The 20,195-nt window shown below is 48.4% G+C and carries 13 protein-coding genes, 1 tRNA gene, 2 rRNA genes and 5 pseudogenes; 3 read left to right on the top strand and 18 right to left on the bottom strand.

The window, feature by feature from the left end; all coding sequences use genetic code 11:
- Nucleotides 1–54 precede the first annotated feature (54 nt).
- Together ACHHV8_RS11885 and ACHHV8_RS11880 are read right to left on the bottom strand one after the other, a co-directional pair.
- The gene (locus tag ACHHV8_RS11885) at nt 55–639 is read right to left on the bottom strand and encodes a TetR/AcrR family transcriptional regulator (RefSeq protein WP_395158450.1); all 585 of its coding nucleotides are present in this window, start codon (nt 637–639) and stop codon (nt 55–57) included.
- A 178-nt stretch (nt 640–817) separates the two neighbouring features.
- Nucleotides 818–1,341 (bottom strand): annotated as a pseudogene (locus ACHHV8_RS11880) (HPP family protein).
- Between the two features lie 156 nt (nt 1,342–1,497).
- On the opposite strand from ACHHV8_RS11880, the gene ACHHV8_RS11875 reads away from it, so the two are divergent.
- Nucleotides 1,498–2,484 carry a GntR family transcriptional regulator gene (locus tag ACHHV8_RS11875; RefSeq protein ID WP_395158449.1) on the top strand — a complete coding sequence of 329 codons (987 nt, stop codon included), beginning with the start codon at nt 1,498–1,500 and terminating at the stop codon, nt 2,482–2,484.
- Between the two features lie 180 nt (nt 2,485–2,664).
- Here ACHHV8_RS11875 and ACHHV8_RS11870 read toward each other — a convergent pair.
- The 10 genes and pseudogenes from ACHHV8_RS11870 to ACHHV8_RS11825 all read right to left on the bottom strand — a co-directional run bounded on the left by ACHHV8_RS11870 (nt 2,665) and on the right by ACHHV8_RS11825 (nt 12,113).
- Nucleotides 2,665–3,397 (bottom strand): annotated as a pseudogene (locus ACHHV8_RS11870) (class I SAM-dependent methyltransferase).
- Nucleotides 3,398–3,453: 56 nt separating this feature from the next.
- Nucleotides 3,454–3,759, bottom strand: coding sequence for a CD3324 family protein (locus tag ACHHV8_RS11865; protein ID WP_395158448.1), 306 nt, complete (start codon nt 3,757–3,759; stop codon nt 3,454–3,456).
- An 876-nt stretch (nt 3,760–4,635) separates the two neighbouring features.
- Nucleotides 4,636–4,717 (bottom strand) — tRNA-Leu (locus ACHHV8_RS11860).
- Between the two features lie 135 nt (nt 4,718–4,852).
- Nucleotides 4,853–7,922, bottom strand: a 23S ribosomal RNA gene (locus ACHHV8_RS11855).
- A gap of 312 nt (nt 7,923–8,234) precedes the next feature.
- Nucleotides 8,235–9,775, bottom strand: a 16S ribosomal RNA gene (locus ACHHV8_RS11850).
- Together the 16S and 23S rRNA genes with 1 tRNA gene alongside form the textbook arrangement of a ribosomal RNA operon.
- Nucleotides 9,776–10,334: 559 nt before the next feature.
- Nucleotides 10,335–10,721: a spore germination protein GerPE gene (locus ACHHV8_RS11845; RefSeq protein ID WP_395158447.1), complete on the bottom strand. Its 387-nt coding sequence runs from the start codon at nt 10,719–10,721 to the stop codon at nt 10,335–10,337.
- Nucleotides 10,718–10,919, bottom strand: a pseudogene (locus tag ACHHV8_RS11840) (spore gernimation protein GerPD). Before ACHHV8_RS11840 ends, ACHHV8_RS11845 begins: the two are co-directional and overlap by 4 nt.
- A complete protein-coding gene (gene gerPC / locus ACHHV8_RS11835) occupies nt 10,916–11,599 on the bottom strand; it encodes a spore germination protein GerPC (RefSeq protein ID WP_395158446.1) in 684 nt (227 codons plus the stop codon). The pseudogene ACHHV8_RS11840 and the gene gerPC overlap by 4 nt, the downstream one beginning before the upstream one ends.
- Nucleotides 11,600–11,672: 73 nt before the next feature.
- Nucleotides 11,673–11,876: a spore germination protein GerPB gene (locus ACHHV8_RS11830; protein WP_395158445.1), complete on the bottom strand. Its 204-nt coding sequence runs from the start codon at nt 11,874–11,876 to the stop codon at nt 11,673–11,675.
- The gene (locus ACHHV8_RS11825; RefSeq protein ID WP_395158444.1) at nt 11,877–12,113 is read right to left on the bottom strand and encodes a spore germination protein; all 237 of its coding nucleotides are present in this window, start codon (nt 12,111–12,113) and stop codon (nt 11,877–11,879) included.
- 167 nt (nt 12,114–12,280) lie between these two features.
- Between ACHHV8_RS11825 and ACHHV8_RS11820 the strand changes: the two genes are divergently transcribed.
- Nucleotides 12,281–12,751 (top strand): Hsp20/alpha crystallin family protein, encoded by a 471-nt coding sequence (locus tag ACHHV8_RS11820; RefSeq protein WP_395158443.1) that lies wholly within the window; start codon nt 12,281–12,283, stop codon nt 12,749–12,751.
- A 14-nt stretch (nt 12,752–12,765) separates the two neighbouring features.
- On the top strand, nt 12,766–13,098 hold the full coding sequence (locus ACHHV8_RS11815) for a L,D-transpeptidase (protein ID WP_395158442.1): 333 nt from the start codon (nt 12,766–12,768) through the stop codon (nt 13,096–13,098).
- Nucleotides 13,099–13,232: 134 nt separating this feature from the next.
- On the opposite strand, the gene ACHHV8_RS11810 is transcribed toward ACHHV8_RS11815, so the two are convergent.
- From ACHHV8_RS11810 to ACHHV8_RS11785, 6 genes and pseudogenes are all read right to left on the bottom strand, one after another.
- Nucleotides 13,233–13,625: a YlbF/YmcA family competence regulator gene (locus ACHHV8_RS11810; protein ID WP_395163480.1), complete on the bottom strand. Its 393-nt coding sequence runs from the start codon at nt 13,623–13,625 to the stop codon at nt 13,233–13,235.
- A 107-nt stretch (nt 13,626–13,732) separates the two neighbouring features.
- A pseudogene (miaB, locus tag ACHHV8_RS11805) lies at nt 13,733–15,198 on the bottom strand (tRNA (N6-isopentenyl adenosine(37)-C2)-methylthiotransferase MiaB).
- 102 nt (nt 15,199–15,300) lie between these two features.
- A complete protein-coding gene (gene pduL, locus ACHHV8_RS11800) occupies nt 15,301–15,870 on the bottom strand; it encodes a phosphate propanoyltransferase (protein ID WP_395158441.1) in 570 nt (189 codons plus the stop codon).
- Between the two features lie 129 nt (nt 15,871–15,999).
- The gene (locus ACHHV8_RS11795) at nt 16,000–16,866 is read right to left on the bottom strand and encodes a 2-oxoacid:ferredoxin oxidoreductase subunit beta (RefSeq protein WP_395163479.1); all 867 of its coding nucleotides are present in this window, start codon (nt 16,864–16,866) and stop codon (nt 16,000–16,002) included.
- Nucleotides 16,854–18,606: pseudogene (locus ACHHV8_RS11790) on the bottom strand (2-oxoacid:acceptor oxidoreductase subunit alpha). The gene ACHHV8_RS11795 and the pseudogene ACHHV8_RS11790 overlap by 13 nt, the downstream one beginning before the upstream one ends.
- Before the next feature lie 232 nt (nt 18,607–18,838).
- The gene (locus ACHHV8_RS11785) at nt 18,839–19,783 is read right to left on the bottom strand and encodes a dipeptidase (RefSeq protein ID WP_395158440.1); all 945 of its coding nucleotides are present in this window, start codon (nt 19,781–19,783) and stop codon (nt 18,839–18,841) included.
- Between the last annotated feature and the right edge of the window lie 412 nt (nt 19,784–20,195).

Here is a 20,195-nt window from a genome sequence, read left to right as displayed (position 1 = left end):
GGATGACTGACCACAAGAACAAGCAGGAATCCGCGCCATTTGATCCGCTTCGATTTACGCATTCGCAACGCCCTCCCACACCGCTTCAAGCTGAGAACAGAGCAAAGCGAATATCTGCTCCTCATCCATCGTCGAAGAGCCCGTAATCAGAGCATTAATAAACAATCCGCCCACCATGGAAGCAATCATGCCGGCATCCCATCGGCTTGGCAGCTCTCCGTTTTGCTGCGCTTCCCGGATAACCGTCTGCAGCGTTCCTTGAAAGAGCGAGAGATTCGATGCGGTTTCCTTGGACCCGATAGACGCTCTGAGCGTTTCGACCAAGGTCAGCCGCATTAAATCGGCGTGCTGAAAGTAAATTTTAAGCAAGTCACGGTAAATGTATGCCAGCCGTTCTTTCACAGGCTTTCCCTGATGGGTTTCCGCGATTTGGCTTAACAGTTCCATATGCGAATTGGCCAAGTGAAGGAGAACATCCTCTTTTTTGCGGAAATAGTTAAAAAAGGTGCCCTTCGCGATACCGCTTTGGTTTGTGATTTCCTCGACCGTAACCCGGTCGTAGCCTTTCTTCTTGAACAGGGCGATTGCTTGTTCAACGATCGCTGCTTCTATTTGTTTTTTTCGGGCTTCTCTTCGCAAGCCTTCCACCCCCAAAATAATGACCACAGTCATTTATGACTGTGGTCATTATATACTTATTTGTCTCTGTTAGCAATTCCCGGCAGCAAAAGTCAACTAGCAAATGAAAGAAGCAAGCTGATTTTCCCGAAGAGGTAGGCCACTGAAAAATTCAACGTCGGGCGTGCGGAACAAGGTTTTACAACCAGAATGTAGGATAACTGCGTTTTGAGTCCAAATTGTTGATAAGCAAGGCAATCAGAACGATCGCCACCGCTCCGACCAGCACCGGCTCAAACAAAAATGTCCAGCTGCTGCCGCTTAAAATGACAACCAAGGGTCCGCTCCCGCTGGCGGATGGGTCGTTTTCGTTAACATCATCAGCCCAATCGCCACGCCCACGGCAGCCGCCATCACCCATAGGCTCGTTCCGAACAAGTGGGAGAACAGCAGGCCTACAAAGGTGGATATCAAGTGCCCGCCGATAATATTTCTCGGCTGCGACAGCGGCGCGTCCCATAGCCCGAAGGCCAGCACGCACGTGGCGCCGAACGGAGCCATAATCCAGACCGCTGTGGTCAGTTCGGAAAGAGCCGCCAGTAGAGCAATTGCAGCAAAGCCGCCTATCGCGCCCATAAGCGCATTGCGGGGAACAACCTGGATCGGGCTTCTCTTCGAGCTTTTCATCTTGCCCCAAAAACCAATTAACTTCGTTTTTTCCATTGCACACACCTCTAAATATATATTTAACTAGTTATTTAGTTATATTATTTTTAGAGTTATATGTCAATAAAAACATGAATGAATCTGATTTCAGTTGATGAATTCATAATCAAAGAGCTATAATATATCTAGACAACTAGGAAATGAGGTCTTACGATGGACAAAAAGCAATACCTGCTTCAAGTCAACAATCACTTGACCTTTAATGTGAATACACAGATTAACGAACAGCTCAAATGGCTCATTGGTATGGGACAAATCGAACCCGGTGACATGCTCCCTTCCGCAAGCCATTTGGCGGACGAGCTTGAACTGAATCGGAACACTGTCAACTGGGTGTATACGCAATTGCGGGATGAGGGGCTAGTTACGATGCAAAAAGGCCGCGGTACGCACGTTACCGGCGGAGCCCAAACCAGGCAGCTTCGCGATGAGCGGCAGCGGATGCGGCAGCTTTTGGACCCTATCCTTCATGAAGCATCGCAGTCCGGTCTCGATCTTCCTTCGTTTTTTATTGCGGGCCTTGCCTACACGCTGCTTCAAAACCCGCCTCAAGCGAGTAAGCTACATATTCTTTTTGTAGAATGCAGGGGGCACGATCATCCTTTCTACCGTCAAGCCATAGAACTCGCCACAGGCGCAGACGTGGAAACTCTGTTCCTGGAGGACTTCACCAATGAAGATCAACAAGCCTTGACGGAGGCCGTGCAGCGCTCCCATGCCATCGTCACTACGCTGAATCATACCGAAGAGGTCAGAACAAAGTTCGCCCGGTTCGACAGCAAAATTATCGTCATCGGGGCTACAATTGAGCCTTCCGTACTGCTGGAAATTGCAGGCTTGAAGCAGGGAAGCCATGTGACCTTCGCCTGTTTGGGAAAAACCGGGGGAGAATGGATGGCAAACCGTATTCGCGAGGCGGGAATCCAACAGATCCAATTCGATATCCTGGGCCTAAACGAGCCGGAACGACTGCGTGAAGCAGCACGGTATTCGGACAAAATTTATGCTTCCGGAGCTGCATTCCCGGAGCTGAAGAAGCTGCTCCCCGAGAAAACGGAGCTGTTCCCCATGAAGCTTGAGCCAAGCAGTGAAAATCTGCTTCAGGAGTTAGCTATGCAGACTCCACTCCATACGCGCTAATTTGTGCTGCAGGGTTAGCTTTGCAGACCCCATTCCATACGCGGCAATCTGTGCTGCAGGGGTTAGCCTCGACGACTACACTCCATACGCACTGATCTGCAACCTCACTGATTCCACTCCACCTGCCGCAAAAAGAACCAGCCCCAGTGCATGGACTGCACCAGGGCTGGCAATGTTGTATTATTCCTTATCCGCCGCGATTAAGAGGAAGATCGGACGCCGGTTGGCCTCCTCCCACTCCGGATCGTTTCTTTTGTCCTGCGGCGGCTTCAGCTCGGACAGCTCGCGGATGCGGAATCCGGTTTGGATAAGCGCATTCACCAGCGTGGCCATCGTCCGATGGTATTTGACGACATCATGATCTAGAAATTTGGCCACCCGCGGTAACTTCTTCATGATAATCATCGAGGGGCCAATGCAGCTTCTGCCCTTCCGGGCTATAATGCCAGTCTTGGGCTGCCACCGAGGTAAAAACCGGATGTTCAACCGAAAGGACGAAGGAGCCTCCGTCTGCCAAATCGCGGTACACTTTTCCGCAGATCTCCTCGAAATCCTCTACATAGTGCAGGGCAAGCGAGCTGATGACCAGATCAAACTCTTTTTCCGCAAAATCAATATCTTCAATCGCAGCCTGCAAATACTGTATCTGCGGATCGTCGGTCATCTGTCTGGCACGTTCCAGCATGTTCGCCGACAGATCTACTCCAACCGCTGAACTTGCCAGCTGCTCTCTCACGTATCGGCAATGCCAGCCAAATCCGCAGCCGAGGTCAAGCACTCTCTTATCCCTCAGCTCCGGAAACATCGCCCGAAAAACCATCCACTCCCCCGCTCCATCCAATCCCAGCCTGGAACGGGGCATCTGACTATAATTAGTAAAAAAGCCCGGATCGTCGTATTTATTTTGCTTCATAGCAGCCTCTCCTTGAACAATGTCACCGTACAAATGAAATGGTACAGGTGCTGGCTTCATTTTTCAAGTTGATGCTTGTTTCTGGCAGGAACATGATCTTTCTCTTCACGAATAATTCTGCGAATCGTCTGTTCCGTCAAATAATACTCGCCGGCAAGGCTGCGAATGGTCTCGCCTTTTTTGAACTTGCCGCAAATCGCGGAATTTCTCCGCTTCAAATCGTTCTTATAGCCGGTCTGCTGTCCCCACGCCTTACGATTTTCTTCTTTTCTCGGGATATAAACGTAGCAGCCGTCTATATATTCCTGAATCATTTTAACTATAAAGTCTGGCAGCGTCTGCTCTGCTTTCTCGTATTTCATTCAGAATGCTCCTATCTACATTTTTATAGAACATGTAAATAGCGAGCAAAACCGCACGAATTAGATAAGCCTATCGATTGGAAACGGCTCCGAACAAATATATGTTCCATATCCCGTGCTGTTTTGCCCGGAGCCTACTCCCACAACGCGTTTCGTTGTACTTCTGCTGTGTACCATGGGTTCCCCCCTGCTATTCATAATCATTTCATCGAATCCAAATGAAAAAATAATCGACTTCCATCGGCTTCCTGCTTACTCAGTATAACTCTTGGACTGCCGTTAATAAAAGAGAGGCCGGACTCTTGGCCTGGCATGGGGCATCAATCCGCTAATTTTAAGAAGGAAAGGATCCCGCCGGAAAGCTCAGGCCGATTCTTCTTATATACTCTGCATTGTCGGCCTATTCACAATCTCGCTAATCGAGGAAGCCACAGGTTCATTGATGGCATAAGTAATAGCCTCGGCGATCCGGTAGGGTAAAATTGCTCTGATTCTTCATGTGATCCGCCATCACCTGCACTGTGGGACTCATCACCGCGCTCAACAGCTCGGATTCCGTCTTGCCCTCAGAGATGATAGCAGCGCGACTATGAAAAGCGGCCGACTCTTCTTGGCGAAATCCCTCGATAATCGTAAACCGCCTTGTCAACAGGGCCTATTCATCGGACAGTCCCGATGCGCAAACGGATTCTTCTTCAAGAATCATTTGCAAGCTTCTAATAGCTTCCACTGTCCTCCACTTTCCATCTAATTCATGTGTCAGCTAGATTGAGCCGTCACAGTTCATTTCATTCCAATGAAAAGATCCTCTTTAAACGGACAATATGTCTTGGACATTGTCAGCTTAAAGAGGATCTTTTGTATTCTTTCATTTAATGCGGTTGACAGGATTTGAACCTGCACGTCCATAGGACACCACCCCCTCAAGATGGCGTGTCTGCCGTTCCACCACAACCGCGTATTAACTTATTGTGTTACAAATGTGTACAATACATACTGCACCATATCAGAGCCACCTCATCGATTCGGATGAAGTATTGCACCCTGAAAACTAGATACGAAACAAGCATACATCCTTCTTCTTTGCTTTCTCTTGGATAAGCCCTCGACCGATTAGTATTCGTCAGCTCCATACCTTACGGCACTTCCACCCCGAACCTATCTACCTCGTCGTCTTCAAGGGGTCTTACATACTGGGAAATCTCATCTTGAGGGGGGCTTCACGCTTAGATGCTTTCAGCGCTTATCCCGTCCGTACGTAGCTATCCAGCCGTGCTCCTGGCGGAACAACTGGTACACCAGCGGTACGTCCATCCCGGTCCTCTCGTACTAAGGACAGCTCCTCTCAAATTTCCTGCGCCCACGACAGATAGGGACCGAACTGTCTCACGACGTTCTGAACCCAGCTCGCGTACCGCTTTAATGGGCGAACAGCCCAACCCTTGGGACCTACTTCAGCCCCAGGATGCGATGAGCCGACATCGAGGTGCCAAACCTCCCCGTCGATGTGGACTCTTGGGGGAGATAAGCCTGTTATCCCCAGGGTAGCTTTTATCCGTTGAGCGATGGCCCTTCCATGCGGTACCACCGGATCACTAAGCCCGACTTTCGTCCCTGCTCGACCTGTTTGTCTCGCAGTCAAGCTCCCTTATGCCTTTGCACTCTTCGAATGATTTCCAACCATTCTGAGGGAACCTTGGGGCGCCTCCGTTACTTTTTAGGAGGCGACCGCCCCAGTCAAACTGCCCACCTGACACTGTCCCCATACCGGCTTACGGTACCAGGTTAGAACTCCGATACGATCAGGGTGGTATCCCAACGTCGCCTCCACCCAAGCTGGCGCTCAGGCTTCTCAGGCTCCCACCTATCCTGTACAGATCGTACCAAAGTCCAATATCAAGCTGCAGTAAAGCTCCATGGGGTCTTTCCGTCTTGTCGCGGGTAACCTGCATCTTCACAGGTATTAAAATTTCACCGGATCTCTCGTTGAGACAGCGCCCAAGTCGTTACGCCATTCGTGCGGGTCAGAATTTACCTGACAAGGAATTTCGCTACCTTAGGACCGTTATAGTTACGGCCGCCGTTTACTGGGGCTTCGGTTCATAGCTTCGGGTTACCCCTAACCACTCCCCTTAACCTTCCAGCACCGGGCAGGCGTCAGCCCGTATACTTCGCCTTGCGGCTTCGCACAGACCTGTGTTTTTGCTAAACAGTCGCTTGGGCCTTTTCACTGCGGCCCCCTCGGGCTATTCACCCTACCGAGGCACCCCTTCTCCCGAAGTTACGGGGTCATTTTGCCGAGTTCCTTAACGAGAGTTCTTCCGCGCGCCTTAGCATGCTCTGCTCGCCTACCTGTGTCGGTTTGCGGTACGGGCACCTTCTCCCTGGCTAGAGGCTTTTCTTGGCAGCCTGAACTCATGACCTTCGCTACTGCAATTTTCGCTCCCCATCACAGACCAGCCTTACGATGTGCGGATTTGCCTACACACCAGCCTCTCTGCTTGGACGGACATCCATCAGTCCGCGTCACTATCCTTCTGCGTCACCCCATTGCTCATAACGGTTCACGGTGGTACAGGAATTTCAACCTGTTGTCCTTCGACTACGCCTTTCGGCCTCGCCTTAGGTCCCGACTTACCCTGAGCGGACGAGCCTTCCTCAGGAACCCTTAGGCTTTCGGCGGATCAGATTCTCACTGATCTTTTCGTTACTCATACCGGCATTCTCACTTGTATGCTGTCCAGCGCTCCTTACGGTACACCTTCTACCTACATACAACGCTCCCCTACCCAAGCGTCACCTTCATTCCAGCTTCGAAGCGGCGCGTTTAGCCTGAGGGCATTTAGCCAGATTCTTTGATCCAACCCCTAGAGGTGGAATCTGGCGAATGTCCCGTGTCTAACGGCTTCCTCAAAGATGCAATGAAGGTGACGCGAGCCATAGCTTCGGTGGTGTGTTTAGCCCCGTTACATTTTCGGCGCAGAGTCACTCGACCAGTGAGCTATTACGCACTCTTTCAATGGTGGCTGCTTCTAAGCCAACATCCTGGTTGTCTTTGCAACTCCACATCCTTTCCCACTTAACACACACTTGGGGGCCTTAGCTGATGATCTGGGCTGTTTCCCTCTTGACAATGGATCTTAGCACTCACTGTCTGACTCCCGGGATAAAGTATGTGGCATTCAGAGTTTGACTGGACTTGGTAACCCTTGGCGGGCCCCGCACCCAATCAGTGCTTTACCTCCACTACTCATCTCCCGAGGCTAGCCCTAAAGCTATTTCGGGGAGAACCAGCTATCTCCGAGTTCGATTGGAATTTCTCCGCTACCCCCACCTCATCCCCGAATTTTTCAACATTCGTGGGTTCGGGCCTCCAGTGCGTGTTACCGCACCTTCACCCTGGGCAGGGGTAGATCACACGGTTTCGGGTCTACGTCCACGTACTGCGATTTTTCGTAAGAAAATATCGATACGCCCTATTCAGACTCGCTTTCGCTGCGGCTCCGGCTCTTCACCTTAACCTTGCACGGGAACGTAACTCGCCGGTTCATTCTACAAAAGGCACGCCATCATCCATTAACGGACTCTGACTTCTTGTAAGCACACGGTTTCAGGTTCTATTTCACTCCGCTCCCGCGGTTCTTTTCACCTTTCCCTCACGGTACTGCTTCACTATCGGTCGCTAGGGAGTATTTAGCCTTGGCAGATGGTCCTGCCTGCTTCCCACGAGGTTTCACGTGTCTCGCGGTACTCGGGATCCGTCTAGGATTTTCGCAAAATTTCGATTACAGGGCTGTTACCTTCTGTGGCCGGCCTTTCCAGACCGCTTCATCTACTCTGCTAAACCCACATTGACGTCCCACAACCCCAGAGGGCAAGCCCCCTGGTTTGGGCTGTTCCGCTTTCGCTCGCCGCTACTGACGGAATCACTCTTGTTTTCTTCTCCTGAGGGTACTTAGATGTTTCAGTTCCCCTCGTATGCCTCCTACTACCCTATGTATTCAGATAGCGGTAACTGAGTATTACCTCAGCTGGGTTCCCCCATTCGGACATCCCCGGATCAACGCCTGCTTACGGCTCCCCGAGGCGATTTCGTCGTTCGCCACGTCCTTCGTCGGCTCCTAGCGCCTAGGCATCCTCCGTGTGCTCTTATTAGCTTAACCCGTGTTCGATGAATCGAACGGCAGCTAAAGATTATAAGAGTAAGATCATCAGATCTATCTCTTTCAAGGATGATTCTATGCTTTGTTTCGTTATCTAGTTTTCAAGGAACAAGCTATCCTGCAACGGGTAAACGAAGTTTCCATCGTTTCAGTTGTCAGTAGGTTTGAGAGTCTATTGCACCTCTCAAAACTGAACAACGAGTGAGTGATATTGCAACTGTTACATCGTGCTAGACGATGTCAGTTGTCAACAAAGTTTGCAGCTTGCGCTGCTTTATGTCCGATGACCTACAGTCACCATGGACTCCATAGAAAGGAGGTGATCCAGCCGCACCTTCCGATACGGCTACCTTGTTACGACTTCACCCCAATCATCTACCCCACCTTCGGCGGCTGGCTCCCTTGCGGGTTACCCCACCGACTTCGGGTGTTGTAAACTCTCGTGGTGTGACGGGCGGTGTGTACAAGACCCGGGAACGTATTCACCGCGGCATGCTGATCCGCGATTACTAGCAATTCCGACTTCATGCAGGCGAGTTGCAGCCTGCAATCCGAACTGAGACCGGCTTCTAAAGATTCGCTCCAGATCGCTCCTTCGCTTCCCGTTGTACCGGCCATTGTAGTACGTGTGTAGCCCAGGTCATAAGGGGCATGATGATTTGACGTCATCCCCACCTTCCTCCGGTTTGTCACCGGCAGTCACTCTAGAGTGCCCAACTCAATGCTGGCAACTAAAGTCAAGGGTTGCGCTCGTTGCGGGACTTAACCCAACATCTCACGACACGAGCTGACGACAACCATGCACCACCTGTCTTGGGTGCTCCGAAGAGGGGCACTATCTCTAGTGCTTTCACCCAGATGTCAAGACCTGGTAAGGTTCTTCGCGTTGCTTCGAATTAAACCACATACTCCACTGCTTGTGCGGGCCCCGTCAATTCCTTTGAGTTTCACTCTTGCGAGCGTACTCCCCAGGCGGAGTGCTTACTGTGTTTACTTCGGCACCAAGGGTATCGAAACCCCTAACACCTAGCACTCATCGTTTACGGCGTGGACTACCAGGGTATCTAATCCTGTTTGCTCCCCACGCTTTCGCGCCTCAGCGTCAGTTACGGTCCAGAAAGTCGCCTTCGCCACTGGTGTTCCTCCACATCTCTACGCATTTCACCGCTACACGTGGAATTCCACTTTCCTCTCCCGCACTCAAGTCATCCAGTTTTCAGTGCGATCCGGGGTTGAGCCCCGGGCTTAAACACCAAACTTAAATAACCGCCTGCGCGCGCTTTACGCCCAATAATTCCGGACAACGCTTGCCCCCTACGTATTACCGCGGCTGCTGGCACGTAGTTAGCCGGGGCTTTCTTCTCAGGTACCGTCACCTCAGGAGCAGTTACTCTCCTAAGCGTTCTTCCCTGGCAACAGAGCTTTACGATCCGAAAACCTTCATCACTCACGCGGCGTTGCTCCGTCAGACTTGCGTCCATTGCGGAAGATTCCCTACTGCTGCCTCCCGTAGGAGTCTGGGCCGTGTCTCAGTCCCAGTGTGGCCGATCACCCTCTCAGGTCGGCTACGCATCGTCGCCTTGGTGAGCCGTTACCTCACCAACTAGCTAATGCGCCGCAGGCCCATCTGTAAGCCACAGATTGCTCCGTGTTTCATGATCCCTCATGCGAGAGAACCAGCTATCCGGTCTTAGCTATCGTTTCCGATAGTTATCCCGGTCTTACAGGCAGGTTGCCTACGTGTTACTCACCCGTCCGCCGCTAACTGTTCCCGAAGGAACAATCCGCTCGACTTGCATGTATTAGGCACGCCGCCAGCGTTCGTCCTGAGCCAGGATCAAACTCTCCACGATACCCCAAAAAGTGAAGTGAACCTGCCGAAGCCGATTCCTACTACTTTCGGGGACCCCATGAATTCATGGGTATATCAAGTATCAAGCTTGTCTTAAGCTCAAAATTCAATGCTAGCGAGAATTTGCATTCTCTTTATTTCACTCACTCGTTGTTCAGTTTTCAAAGGGCAATTGTCTCGGTCTCAACGACCGGAACATCAATATACCATACTTTCCTATCGGAATGCAAGTATATATTTTCAATCTCATAAATATTATGCCGTCATTTATATGACTTTATAACACATGTTCGAAGACAGATTTATAATATACCACTTCGCTTGCACATAAATCAAATCCAATTATTTACTGCAGCTTAGTCGATTTCACAGCTTCCTGACCTGCAGCTATAAGATTGCAGACCGCTGGACAAGCTAGTAACAAGACTAATTCTTATTCAACTGGAGGAAATCAATCATGACTTCAGAATTTGCGGTAGCCCATCTGACACCGGAGACTATAACGGAAATTAAACTGCTGGAAGAAAAACTGCGCTCACAAGCCAACGAAAATATTGTTCTTATCGCTTACTCGGAGCGCTCAGACTCGTCACATATTGACGGAAATGCTTGATCCTGGCTTCGGAAATAATTTTCTCATTTCTTCCGACCTGGAATACGGAGGAGCCGGCAAGCGCTAATACTTTAACGCATCCGACCTGGATTGCACTTTCCTGATTATCCAGCGACATATGCAAATCTTCATATTTATGCATAAGGGGGATCTCGCGTTCGAAAAGGGGATAATCGAAATTCCCTTCTTCCCCCAAAAAATAGGGAATGGCACGCTGAACAGCCAGCACTTTCATTTTCGGCTCAATTACCTCGTTATCGCCAATCTGGACAATAGATGCCTGCCCAATGCTGTGAACATGAATATCCCGTACAATAGACCAGCGAACACTCATTTACTTTCCGTCCCTTCTTTTTCCTCCGGCGGCAGCGGAACAAGAGGTCGCTACGATAATCGATTCTGGCGGCGTATCGAAGATCGATGAGCAAATAATTTGTTCCGTGTCGCCGATGAGAAAGACGGAGGAACTGGAAATACCCAATAGACGAATATCTCCCACACAAAGCACCTTATTGGTAACATGAAAATTCACTCTGATTCCCCATCCTTCTTAGGCAATTTGCTAAAATAATTTTTCAACGCGGTTTGGATATCGTTCTTGGTTCTGAAAATGACCGAGTCCTTCAAGGAGGAAATCTGATCCACCGTCGCTCCCGGCTCCATCTGCTTTAGATAAAAGCGGATTCTTTGATCAATCTGTCTTCCAATATCCTCAATGATCAGCTGCTGATGCCAATTATCCAACCGATGCCCATACTCTGCCTGGAGCAAAACCAGATGATTCGGTACCTGTCTGCCCATAAAATCCATAAGCTCCTTGGAAATTTCCTCCCGTAAGCCTTGCGAAGCTTCCGCTCCGGGAATCGTTCCGTGCAAGCTTGGCGGCGTCCCTTCAAAAACTCCATTAAACCCGTTTGCCTGCGCAGATACTGCAGGTGCGGATGCGCCTTCCTCTTGCTTGCTTACAGCCAAATCCTCTATAGCACTCGGATTCATTCCGATGTTCAAAGTCCCCTCCAAAGTCTCCACCTTAAGCTGATCGAATTTATATTCGATTTTATCAATATGAATGCTCTTTTTTTCTTTTAATTGGCTCAGCTCCGCTTTAAGTACTTCCAAGTCTTTTTCCATATCCGCCATTTTAACGCTTTGGGCTTGAATATAGCTGTGCATCCGCTGTGCATATTGATACCATTGCTGCCATGTGTACACGTATCATCCCCCCTTATGCTTCCAAGGTATGCAGCAGCTTCGAACTAGGTGTTAGCCCAGAACAGCAGAAGGCTTATGTGGGACTTGGCAGCGGGACAAGAGGCAGCGTCGATGCGCTTTCCATGGCCGGAGCCGATTCGGTAAATCCTCCAGTGTTATATAAATTAGATAAAGGCTTCATAATACCGGCACTGCCAATTTGTAAAATAGATGAATTGGATACGGTGTCGACCCGCAGCTGATGAATGACAATTTGTTGGTTCACAACCAAATTCATTTAAACCACCCCTTTATTGCCGATGGCCGTTTGATTAGCATCATTCACGTCTTGATCATTCGTGTTCGTATTGCTAATTGCGTTATTGGTATGAGCAAAATCCCCAACGTTGAATGATCCCGATCCGGCAAACGTTTTGGAAGTGCTCTCCGGAGCCAGCTGTACGGCATCCCCGATCTGTACAATGGAGCTCGGCCCCACATTTAATATCTTGATGTTGCCTACAATGGATGGCATAAGCAAACTCCTTAGGGTCTGACGTAGAAATCACTCTTCCTGTATTGTATGTAGATATTCGCCCAGTGGTAACCCCGCGGCAGGAATCCGCTCCGTCGGTTCAAAGTTGCTGTATCACCGCCTTCTCTCCGCTCATATAATGGAAATAAATATTTTTAGGGGAGGACATGGGTATGAGCCGCACCAGCAATAATGTGAATGCCTCCAAATGGGAACAGCTTGAATCGCTGCTAGGCAGTAAATTGCCGGCATTGCCCTCAGCTCAGCAATTAGAGATGCTCAATGATACTTCATGGGTCGAGAATTACGTTCAACAGGTTTTATCGAAAAGCCTTCCCAAGCTGAATGTAAGCTCGAAAGCAAAACGCAGCCAACCTCAGGCGGAAGTTTTCGATACGCATAACTACGTGATTGTAAAAATGAAGCTCCCCGATCAGTTGAATCCAACCGTTAAAGTAAGAACGGATCAGGTTCGGGTCGACGGCTTGGATAACGGTGACAAAAAAATTATCCAGCTGCCGTGCCACGTCGTTCCAAAGTACAGCCGTTCCTCATACAAGGATGGCATTTTGCAGATTAAAATGCGCAAAAAAAAGCTGGATAAAACCTATCATGAAATTCCAATAAGATATTTATAGCGGAGGGGTGAAAGATGTATCGGATTATCATCGAATTATCTAAACGCATGCTCTATCTGCTTCAGGATAATATCGTTATCCGAGGTTTTCCCATCGGCATTGGAAAGGAGCTGACCCAAACGCCTGTGGGCAACTATACCATTATTAATAAAGTACCGAACCCTGGAGGGCCTTTCGGCGCCTTCTGGATGGGCTTATCCCGTCCCCATTATGGCATTCACGGAACGAATAACCCGGATTCCATCGGGACCCAAGCTTCCCATGGCTGCGTAAGAATGTATAACGAGGATGTGCTGGCCCTCTCCAAGATCGTTCCAATCGGAACCCGCGTCACCATAAGAAATTGAAACAATCCCACAAAGTGGGGCTTATGCTTCGAAGTGGACTCAGGTACTTTGCGGGAACCCCGAAAATTTATAAATTCTGATATGTAAAAAAAAACCACCCTGCATTCATTTGCAAGGTGGCACTCTTCCATGAACTATTCGGCTCCCGCCTCAACTGTAATTTTCTCCGAAACCGTATCACGGATGACGGACATCACCAGCTGAAGCAAGTAATTGATATCCTCTTGGGATTGTCTGAATTCATTAACAATAGGAATGGAATCCAGCTGATCCTGCAATTCTTCAATTTCTTTCTCTATTTTTTCAACCATTTTTTTATTCTCAAACGATTCGAAGGCAACGATTTCTTTTTGCTTCTTTTTGATAGCGCTGATTAATGTTTGAATTTGATCGTTAGATGATATCTGCGATTCGGCTTTTTGAAAAAACTGAACCTCATTTGAAGTAGAGATCAAACCCGCCAATTCCTTCGCTTTCGATAAAATATCTTCTCTTACGATCATCTCAGTATTGGTATAATGCTCCATATCGCTGCATTGCATATGTTTATGACCATGATCATGATTATGATGTTCCGACATTGCCGGCCACGCCCCTTAACAAAAATTATATAATCTATACTAATCCTCCAGCGTTATACAACGGCTGCAGGCACCCACTCGCCCTTCAAATACCAGGTTTGAACATCTGTAATTTGAACCGGTACAATTCTGCCGATCAGCTCTTTAGGAGCCGCAAGATGCACCAGCTTATTCGTCCGTGTCCGCCCTGCGAGGACTTCCGGATTATTTTTGCTCTCGCCCTCAATCAACACATCCACAACTTTGCCTTTGAAGCTTTCATTGCTTTCTTTGCTGAATTCCGCCAAAACCGCATTCAAACGGTACAAACGGGCTTTTTTGACCTCCATTGGCACATCGTCCTTCATATCGGCCGCAGGCGTCCCTTCACGCGGAGAATAAATAAATGTATACGCACTGTCATACCTTACTTCTTTCACAAGAGCTAAGGTATCTTCAAACTGCTCGTCCGTTTCGCCTGGAAAACCAACAATAATATCCGTGGTCAGACCGACGTCCGGAATAGCCTTCTTGATCTTGCTGACAAGCTCAAGATAATGCTCCCGCGTATATTTGCGGCTCATTCGTTTCAAAATCTCGTTATTCCCCGATTGAACGGGAAGATGAATCTGCTCGACAAGGTTGCCTTTCTGAGCCAGCACTTGGATCAAGTGATCGTCAAAATCGCGCGGATGCGACGTCGTGAACCGAACTCTCGGAATGTCAATCTTGGAGATATCGTTCATCAGGTCGCCGAACAGATAGTTTATATCTTCAAAATCTTTGCCGTAGGCGTTGACATTCTGCCCAAGAAGCATAATTTCCTGGAAGCCCTGTCTTGCCAGGTCGCGAACCTCAGCCAATACGTCCTCAGGACGGCGGCTCCGCTCCTTGCCGCGTGTGTAAGGTACAATACAGTAGGTACAGAATTTGTCACAGCCGTACATAATATTGACCCATGCTTTAATACCTTCACGTTTCTTAGGCATATTTTCAACGATGTCGCCTTCTTTGGACCAAACCTCAATGACCATCTCTTTGCTAAAAAACGCTTCCTTCAGCAAGGAAGGCAGGCGGTGTATATTATGTGTGCCGAAGATCAAATCCACAAAGGGATGCTTCTGCAAAATCCGGTTAACGACCGCTTCCTCTTGCGACATACAGCCGCAGACGCCCAGCACAAGGGACGGCTTCGCCGTCTTCAGATGCTTGAGATGACCCAGCTCTCCGAACACCTTATCTTCCGCATTCTCGCGACCGCACAGGTATTCAGCAGAATCACGTCAGCCTGACGCCGGTCGTCCGTCGATTGATAGCCCATTTGCTCCAGCAAGCCTTTAATCGTTTCCGTATCATGCTCGTTCATTTGACATCCGTACGTTTGGATTAAATAATACTTATCTTTGCCAAATTGCTTCATTTCCTCGGGAATGGCAAAGTCATAATGAACTTTAATGTCTTCCTTTCCCCGCTTCTTCGCATCGGTTAAGGAAGGAGGTTGAAAGTATATAGAAAAATCTTTCTCAGATTTCGTCTTCATGCATAGGTTCCTCCTGAAATAAGCTGCAAGCATCGTATAAAAAGATCATACCTGCTATTATATCATTATTGCAGCGTTAATTTCAAAGAGAATGTCGCTTCCCTACGCCAGGATAATGGCCGTATCCCCCGTCTTCGCACCAGCCGCGTTCGCCTCGTCCGTATCCATATGCATATCCAGCGCATATTGATCGGAAACCCGCGCGATGACTTGCTCAAAGATCAAAGAACGCTCCCCTTCCAGCTTCACGCTCAGCAGCTGCTTGTCCTGAATCCCCCAGCGTTTAGCATCGTCTGTGTGAAAATGAATATGCCGCGCGGCAACGATAACGCCTTCCTCAATATCTATTTCACCGGCAGGCCCAATCAATTTGCAGCCCGGCGTTCCTTCCGTATGTCCGGACTCACGAACCGGCGGATTCAAGCCTAACGAAAAAGCATCGGTTCGGGACACCTCAAGCTGTGTCTTTCCCCGGGCAGGGCCAAGAATACGAACCTTGTCGAACTTTCCTTTCGGTCCTACAACCGCGACGGTTTCTACAGCCGCATACTGTCCTGGCTGAGATAGATCCTTCAATACTTGGAGCTCGTAGCCTTTACCGAATAACTGCTCAATATGATCAACCGATAGATGGATGTGCCTTGCGGAAACTCCTACAGGAACTTGTTTCATGTTCGACTCTCCATTCTGTATATGTAGTGTAATCGCATCATCTAGTGTTTCTAGATTTGACCTGATTATAACGCATCCTTTACAAAAAAAGCATACGGCAGCGCCGTATGCTTTGAACGATTTATGAAATTATTTAAATTCAGCAACCAATTTTTCGAAATCCTGCTCCGAAAGTTTAAGGTCTTGTTTTGCAAGAGCCTCTTCTTTAAAGCCTGGAACGTGGGATTCATAGCTTGTTTTGGTTTTATCTTGATAGATCAAACCAGTCAGCATGCTTTTGGTTTCCATGATTTTCGTCATGGCCATAACGCGGTTCGACGGATCGTAGTCAGGCGTTTCTTCCAGGTCCACGATGTTTTCTTTGAACCAGTCATACGTGTTGACTTTGTTAAAAGTAACACATGGGCTGAATACGTTGATGAAGGAGAAGCCTTTGTGCTGCATCCCTTGCTCGATCAAGGATGTCAGCTGCTTCAGATTACTCGAGAACGATTGAGCAACGAAAGTCGCGCCTGCAGCCAATGCCACTTCAAGCGGAGACAAAGCGGATTCAATCGAACCGGCAGGAGTACTTTTCGTTTTGAAGCCTTCCGCACTACGCGGGGAAGTTTGACCTTTCGTCAAACCGTAGATTTGGTTATCCATGACGATATAAGTAATGTCGATGTTACGACGAATTGCATGTACCGTATGACCCATACCGATCGCAAAGCCGTCACCGTCGCCGCCAGCCGCTACAACCGTCAATTCGCGGTTAGCCATTTTCAAGCCTTGCGCGATTGGAAGGGAACGTCCGTGTACGCCGTGCAGGCCATATGCATTGATGTAACCGGAAATACGCCCGGAACAGCCGATACCGGAAACGACGCCCAAATTTTCAGGCTCCAAGCCTACGTTGGCAGCCGCTCTTTGGATAGCCGCTTGAATCGAGAAGTCACCGCATCCTGGACACCAGTTAGGTTTGATATTGTTACGAAAATCTTTTAACGTTGCCATACTAGTTTCAACTCCTGACAAAATGTAGTGATTTCTGCCGGCAAGAATGGGTTACCGTTATATTTCAACAAGCTTTTGATTTTGCTTTCAAAACCAACGTTCAACTTGATCAAAGATGCCAGTTGAGCCGTAGCGTTGTTTTCGATAACGACAACGGTTTTTGCTTTTTCCATATATGGTCTCAGCTCTTCTGCTGGGAACGGGTGCAATAAGCGAACTGTCACATGGTTAGTCGTAATTCCTTGTTTCTCGAGACGCGCTCTAGCTTCGTCAATGGTACCGCCTGTGGAGCCCATACCGATGATCAGCAGCTCAGGTTCTGCATGAGGAGCATCTGCAAGAATCGGGTTCTCTACTTTAACATGCTTCAGCTTTTCCATCCGCTTATCCATCATTTTCTTACGGTTCTCCGTGCTTTCGGATGGACGGCCTTCTTGGTCATGCTCTACGCCGGTAACGTGGTGCAAGCCGTATTTTTGGCCAGGAATGGAACGCGGCGATACGCCGTCTTCAGCAAATTCATAACGCTTGAACAGCTTGTTGTCTTCCGTCGGAGGCAGTTCGCCTTGAACCAGACGTCCACGGTCGATAACGATTTTATTGTAATCCAGCAGTTCACTGGATTGTTTACCCAGGGAAAGCTGAAGGTCAGTCAACAGGATAACCGGCAGCTGATATTTCTCAGCCAGGTTAAATGCTTGGATCGTATCGTAGAAGCACTCTTCGATTGTCGAAGGGGACAATACGATTTTTGGAATTTCACCGTGCGTACCGTAGATCATTGCCAATACGTCGGATTGTTCTTGCTTCGTAGGAAGACCTGTACTTGGGCCGCCGCGTTGTGTATCAACGATAACAACCGGTGTTTCCGTCATGCCTGCAAGGCCGATTGCTTCCATCATCAAGGACAGACCAGGACCAGCGGAAGCGGTCATGGTACGAACGCCGCCGTAGTTACCGCCGATAGCCATTGTTACAGCTGCAATCTCGTCTTCTGTTTGAATTACCGTACCGCCGAACTTAGGCAGGACCTTGATTAAGTATTCCATAATCTCGGATGCCGGTGTGATCGGATAGGCCGGCATGAAACGACAGCCAGCAGCTACAGCTCCAAGACCGATCGCATCGTTACCGATAATGAACAGCTTTTGTTTGCCGTCTGCAGGCTCCAATTGGAACTCAGGCAGCGAGACCGCCGTTCATTTCCAAAATAAACTCAGCCGCTTTACGAACCGCTTCAATATTCTTTTCAACGACAGCCGGACCTTTACGTCCGAACTCTTCTTCAACCGCTTTATTAAATACTTCCAGAGGCAAGCCCAACAGAGCCCAGGATGCGCCGGAAGCAGCCATATTCTTAAATAGGGAAGTTCCCAGCTCTTCAGCAATCGCCGTAATCGGCACAGGGAACAAACGTGCTTTAACACCTTCGGGTACAACAGGATTAAATTTGGCGTCTGCAACAATTACGCCGTTCTCACGAAGCTCATGCGCGTTCAAGTCGATTGTTTCTTGGTCAAATGCAACAAGGATATCCAAGTCATCGGAAATCGCACGAATTGGTTTCGTACTGATTCTGATCTTGTTATTGGTGTGCCCCCCTTTAATACGAGAGGAGAAATGACGGTATCCGTACAAATAATATCCAAGACGATTCAATGCCGTCGAGAAGATTTTGTCGGTACTTTCAACACCTTCCCCTTGTTGTCCTCCGATCTTCCAAGATAATTGGCTAATCACCGTTGTCCACTCCTTTGAATTATCACTGTCGTTGTTCGACAGATCAACTATACTTTAAAAGAAATTTCATAATTGGATAAAAAATTTCTTTCAGTTGTCAACCAAATTTTATGACTTTACATGTTAAAAAGCAAGTGGTTTCGACCATTTTGAAAGATAGTTATTTTAGATGATATCCATATCAAAAAGAGATTAATTATTGTGTCATACATCTCCGATATAGATACAATTGCTAACTGCTGGGCAGATTGCTCCTTAAAAAGCTCAACCAGTTGCCATGGAGAAAGCCTTCAATCCATTCATCCTTGTAATATTTGCTTAAAACCTGGGCCAAATTACCGAATTGTCCTGCATGCTCCAGGCCCGGAATCCACTGATCGATCCCATCGAAATCAGAACCTAACACTACGTTATGAACGCCGCCCAGCCCGCATATATGCTCAATATGCTTTACTAGCTGATCGATCGAAGCCGTTCCTTTATTGCCTACAAACCAAGGCACGAACGTAACGCCGATACGTCCCTGCTTCATGATAATCGTCCGGATCTGATCGTCATCCAAATTGCGGGGATGGCTGCAAACGGCCTTCGCGTTAGAGTGCGAAGCGACAAAAGGCTTTTGCGATAAATCGGCTGCATCCCAAAAGGACCTGACCGACAAATGGGACACATCTAATATTATACCCAATTCATTGCAATCTTTAATAAACCCTTTGCCTTTTTTCGAGAATCCGCCCTGCCGCGGCTCCAAAACCCCATCGGCCGCCCAATTCGCATAATTCCATGTCACCCCAATCATTCGAACGCCCAGCTGGTACAAAATCCTTGTATACAAAGGGTTGTCTCGAATCGCATCCGCTCCCTCCAAAGTCAGAATCGCCCCTCTGGCATTGCTTTGGATGACAGTTTCGAGATCCGTTACGTTTTTAATCGGATAGATCTGGTTTGTTGACACAATTTTCTGATAAAAAATATTTATGTACTCCAGGTAATGCTCGAATTGCGGCTGACGGATCGCCTCGGACAAATAGATTGCAAAAAACTGAATCTTGACTCCCCCTGCCGCCATTCTTGAAGCGGTTACATCCATTCCGGTCTCCTGCGGATTGTAAAAATCCAGCACCGGCTTCTCATACATTTTCCATAAGGCATCGCAATGACCATCGATAATATACATATCGTATCCCTCCTTAGGACAATGGCAAAACAACTAAAATAACCCCACAAAGTGGGGTCAGGCTGTCGTGAAACCCCCCTTTAAGTGAAAAAGGAGCACAGACGCAGGTGGGGTATCCAAGCTTACGAAGCCCGTTTTTCTACGAAAAACGCTTAGTTTACGTCCGCCTTTGAAATCCGTGAAAATACCTTTAAATTTAATCCAATTCACGGGTTTCAACAGCAGCTGGAGGAAGATACCCCACCGGAGTATCACACAAGTTCAGGGTTTCTCGACAAGCTCACCCCACAAAGTGGGGCTTATGCTTCGAAGCGGACTCAGGTACTTTGCGGGGCCCCGAAAACATATAAGTTCTATCATGTTTAAAAAACCTGTCTACAGAGTAAACAGGTGATGTTAAGCACATATAATG

Origin of the sequence: Paenibacillus sp. TAB_01, assembly GCF_043945595.1 — a bacterium.
Classification (GTDB): domain Bacteria; phylum Bacillota; class Bacilli; order Paenibacillales; family NBRC-103111; genus Paenibacillus_S.
The sequence above is the reverse complement of the archived record's forward strand: the minus strand, read 5'-3'. Positions and strand labels throughout refer to the sequence as shown.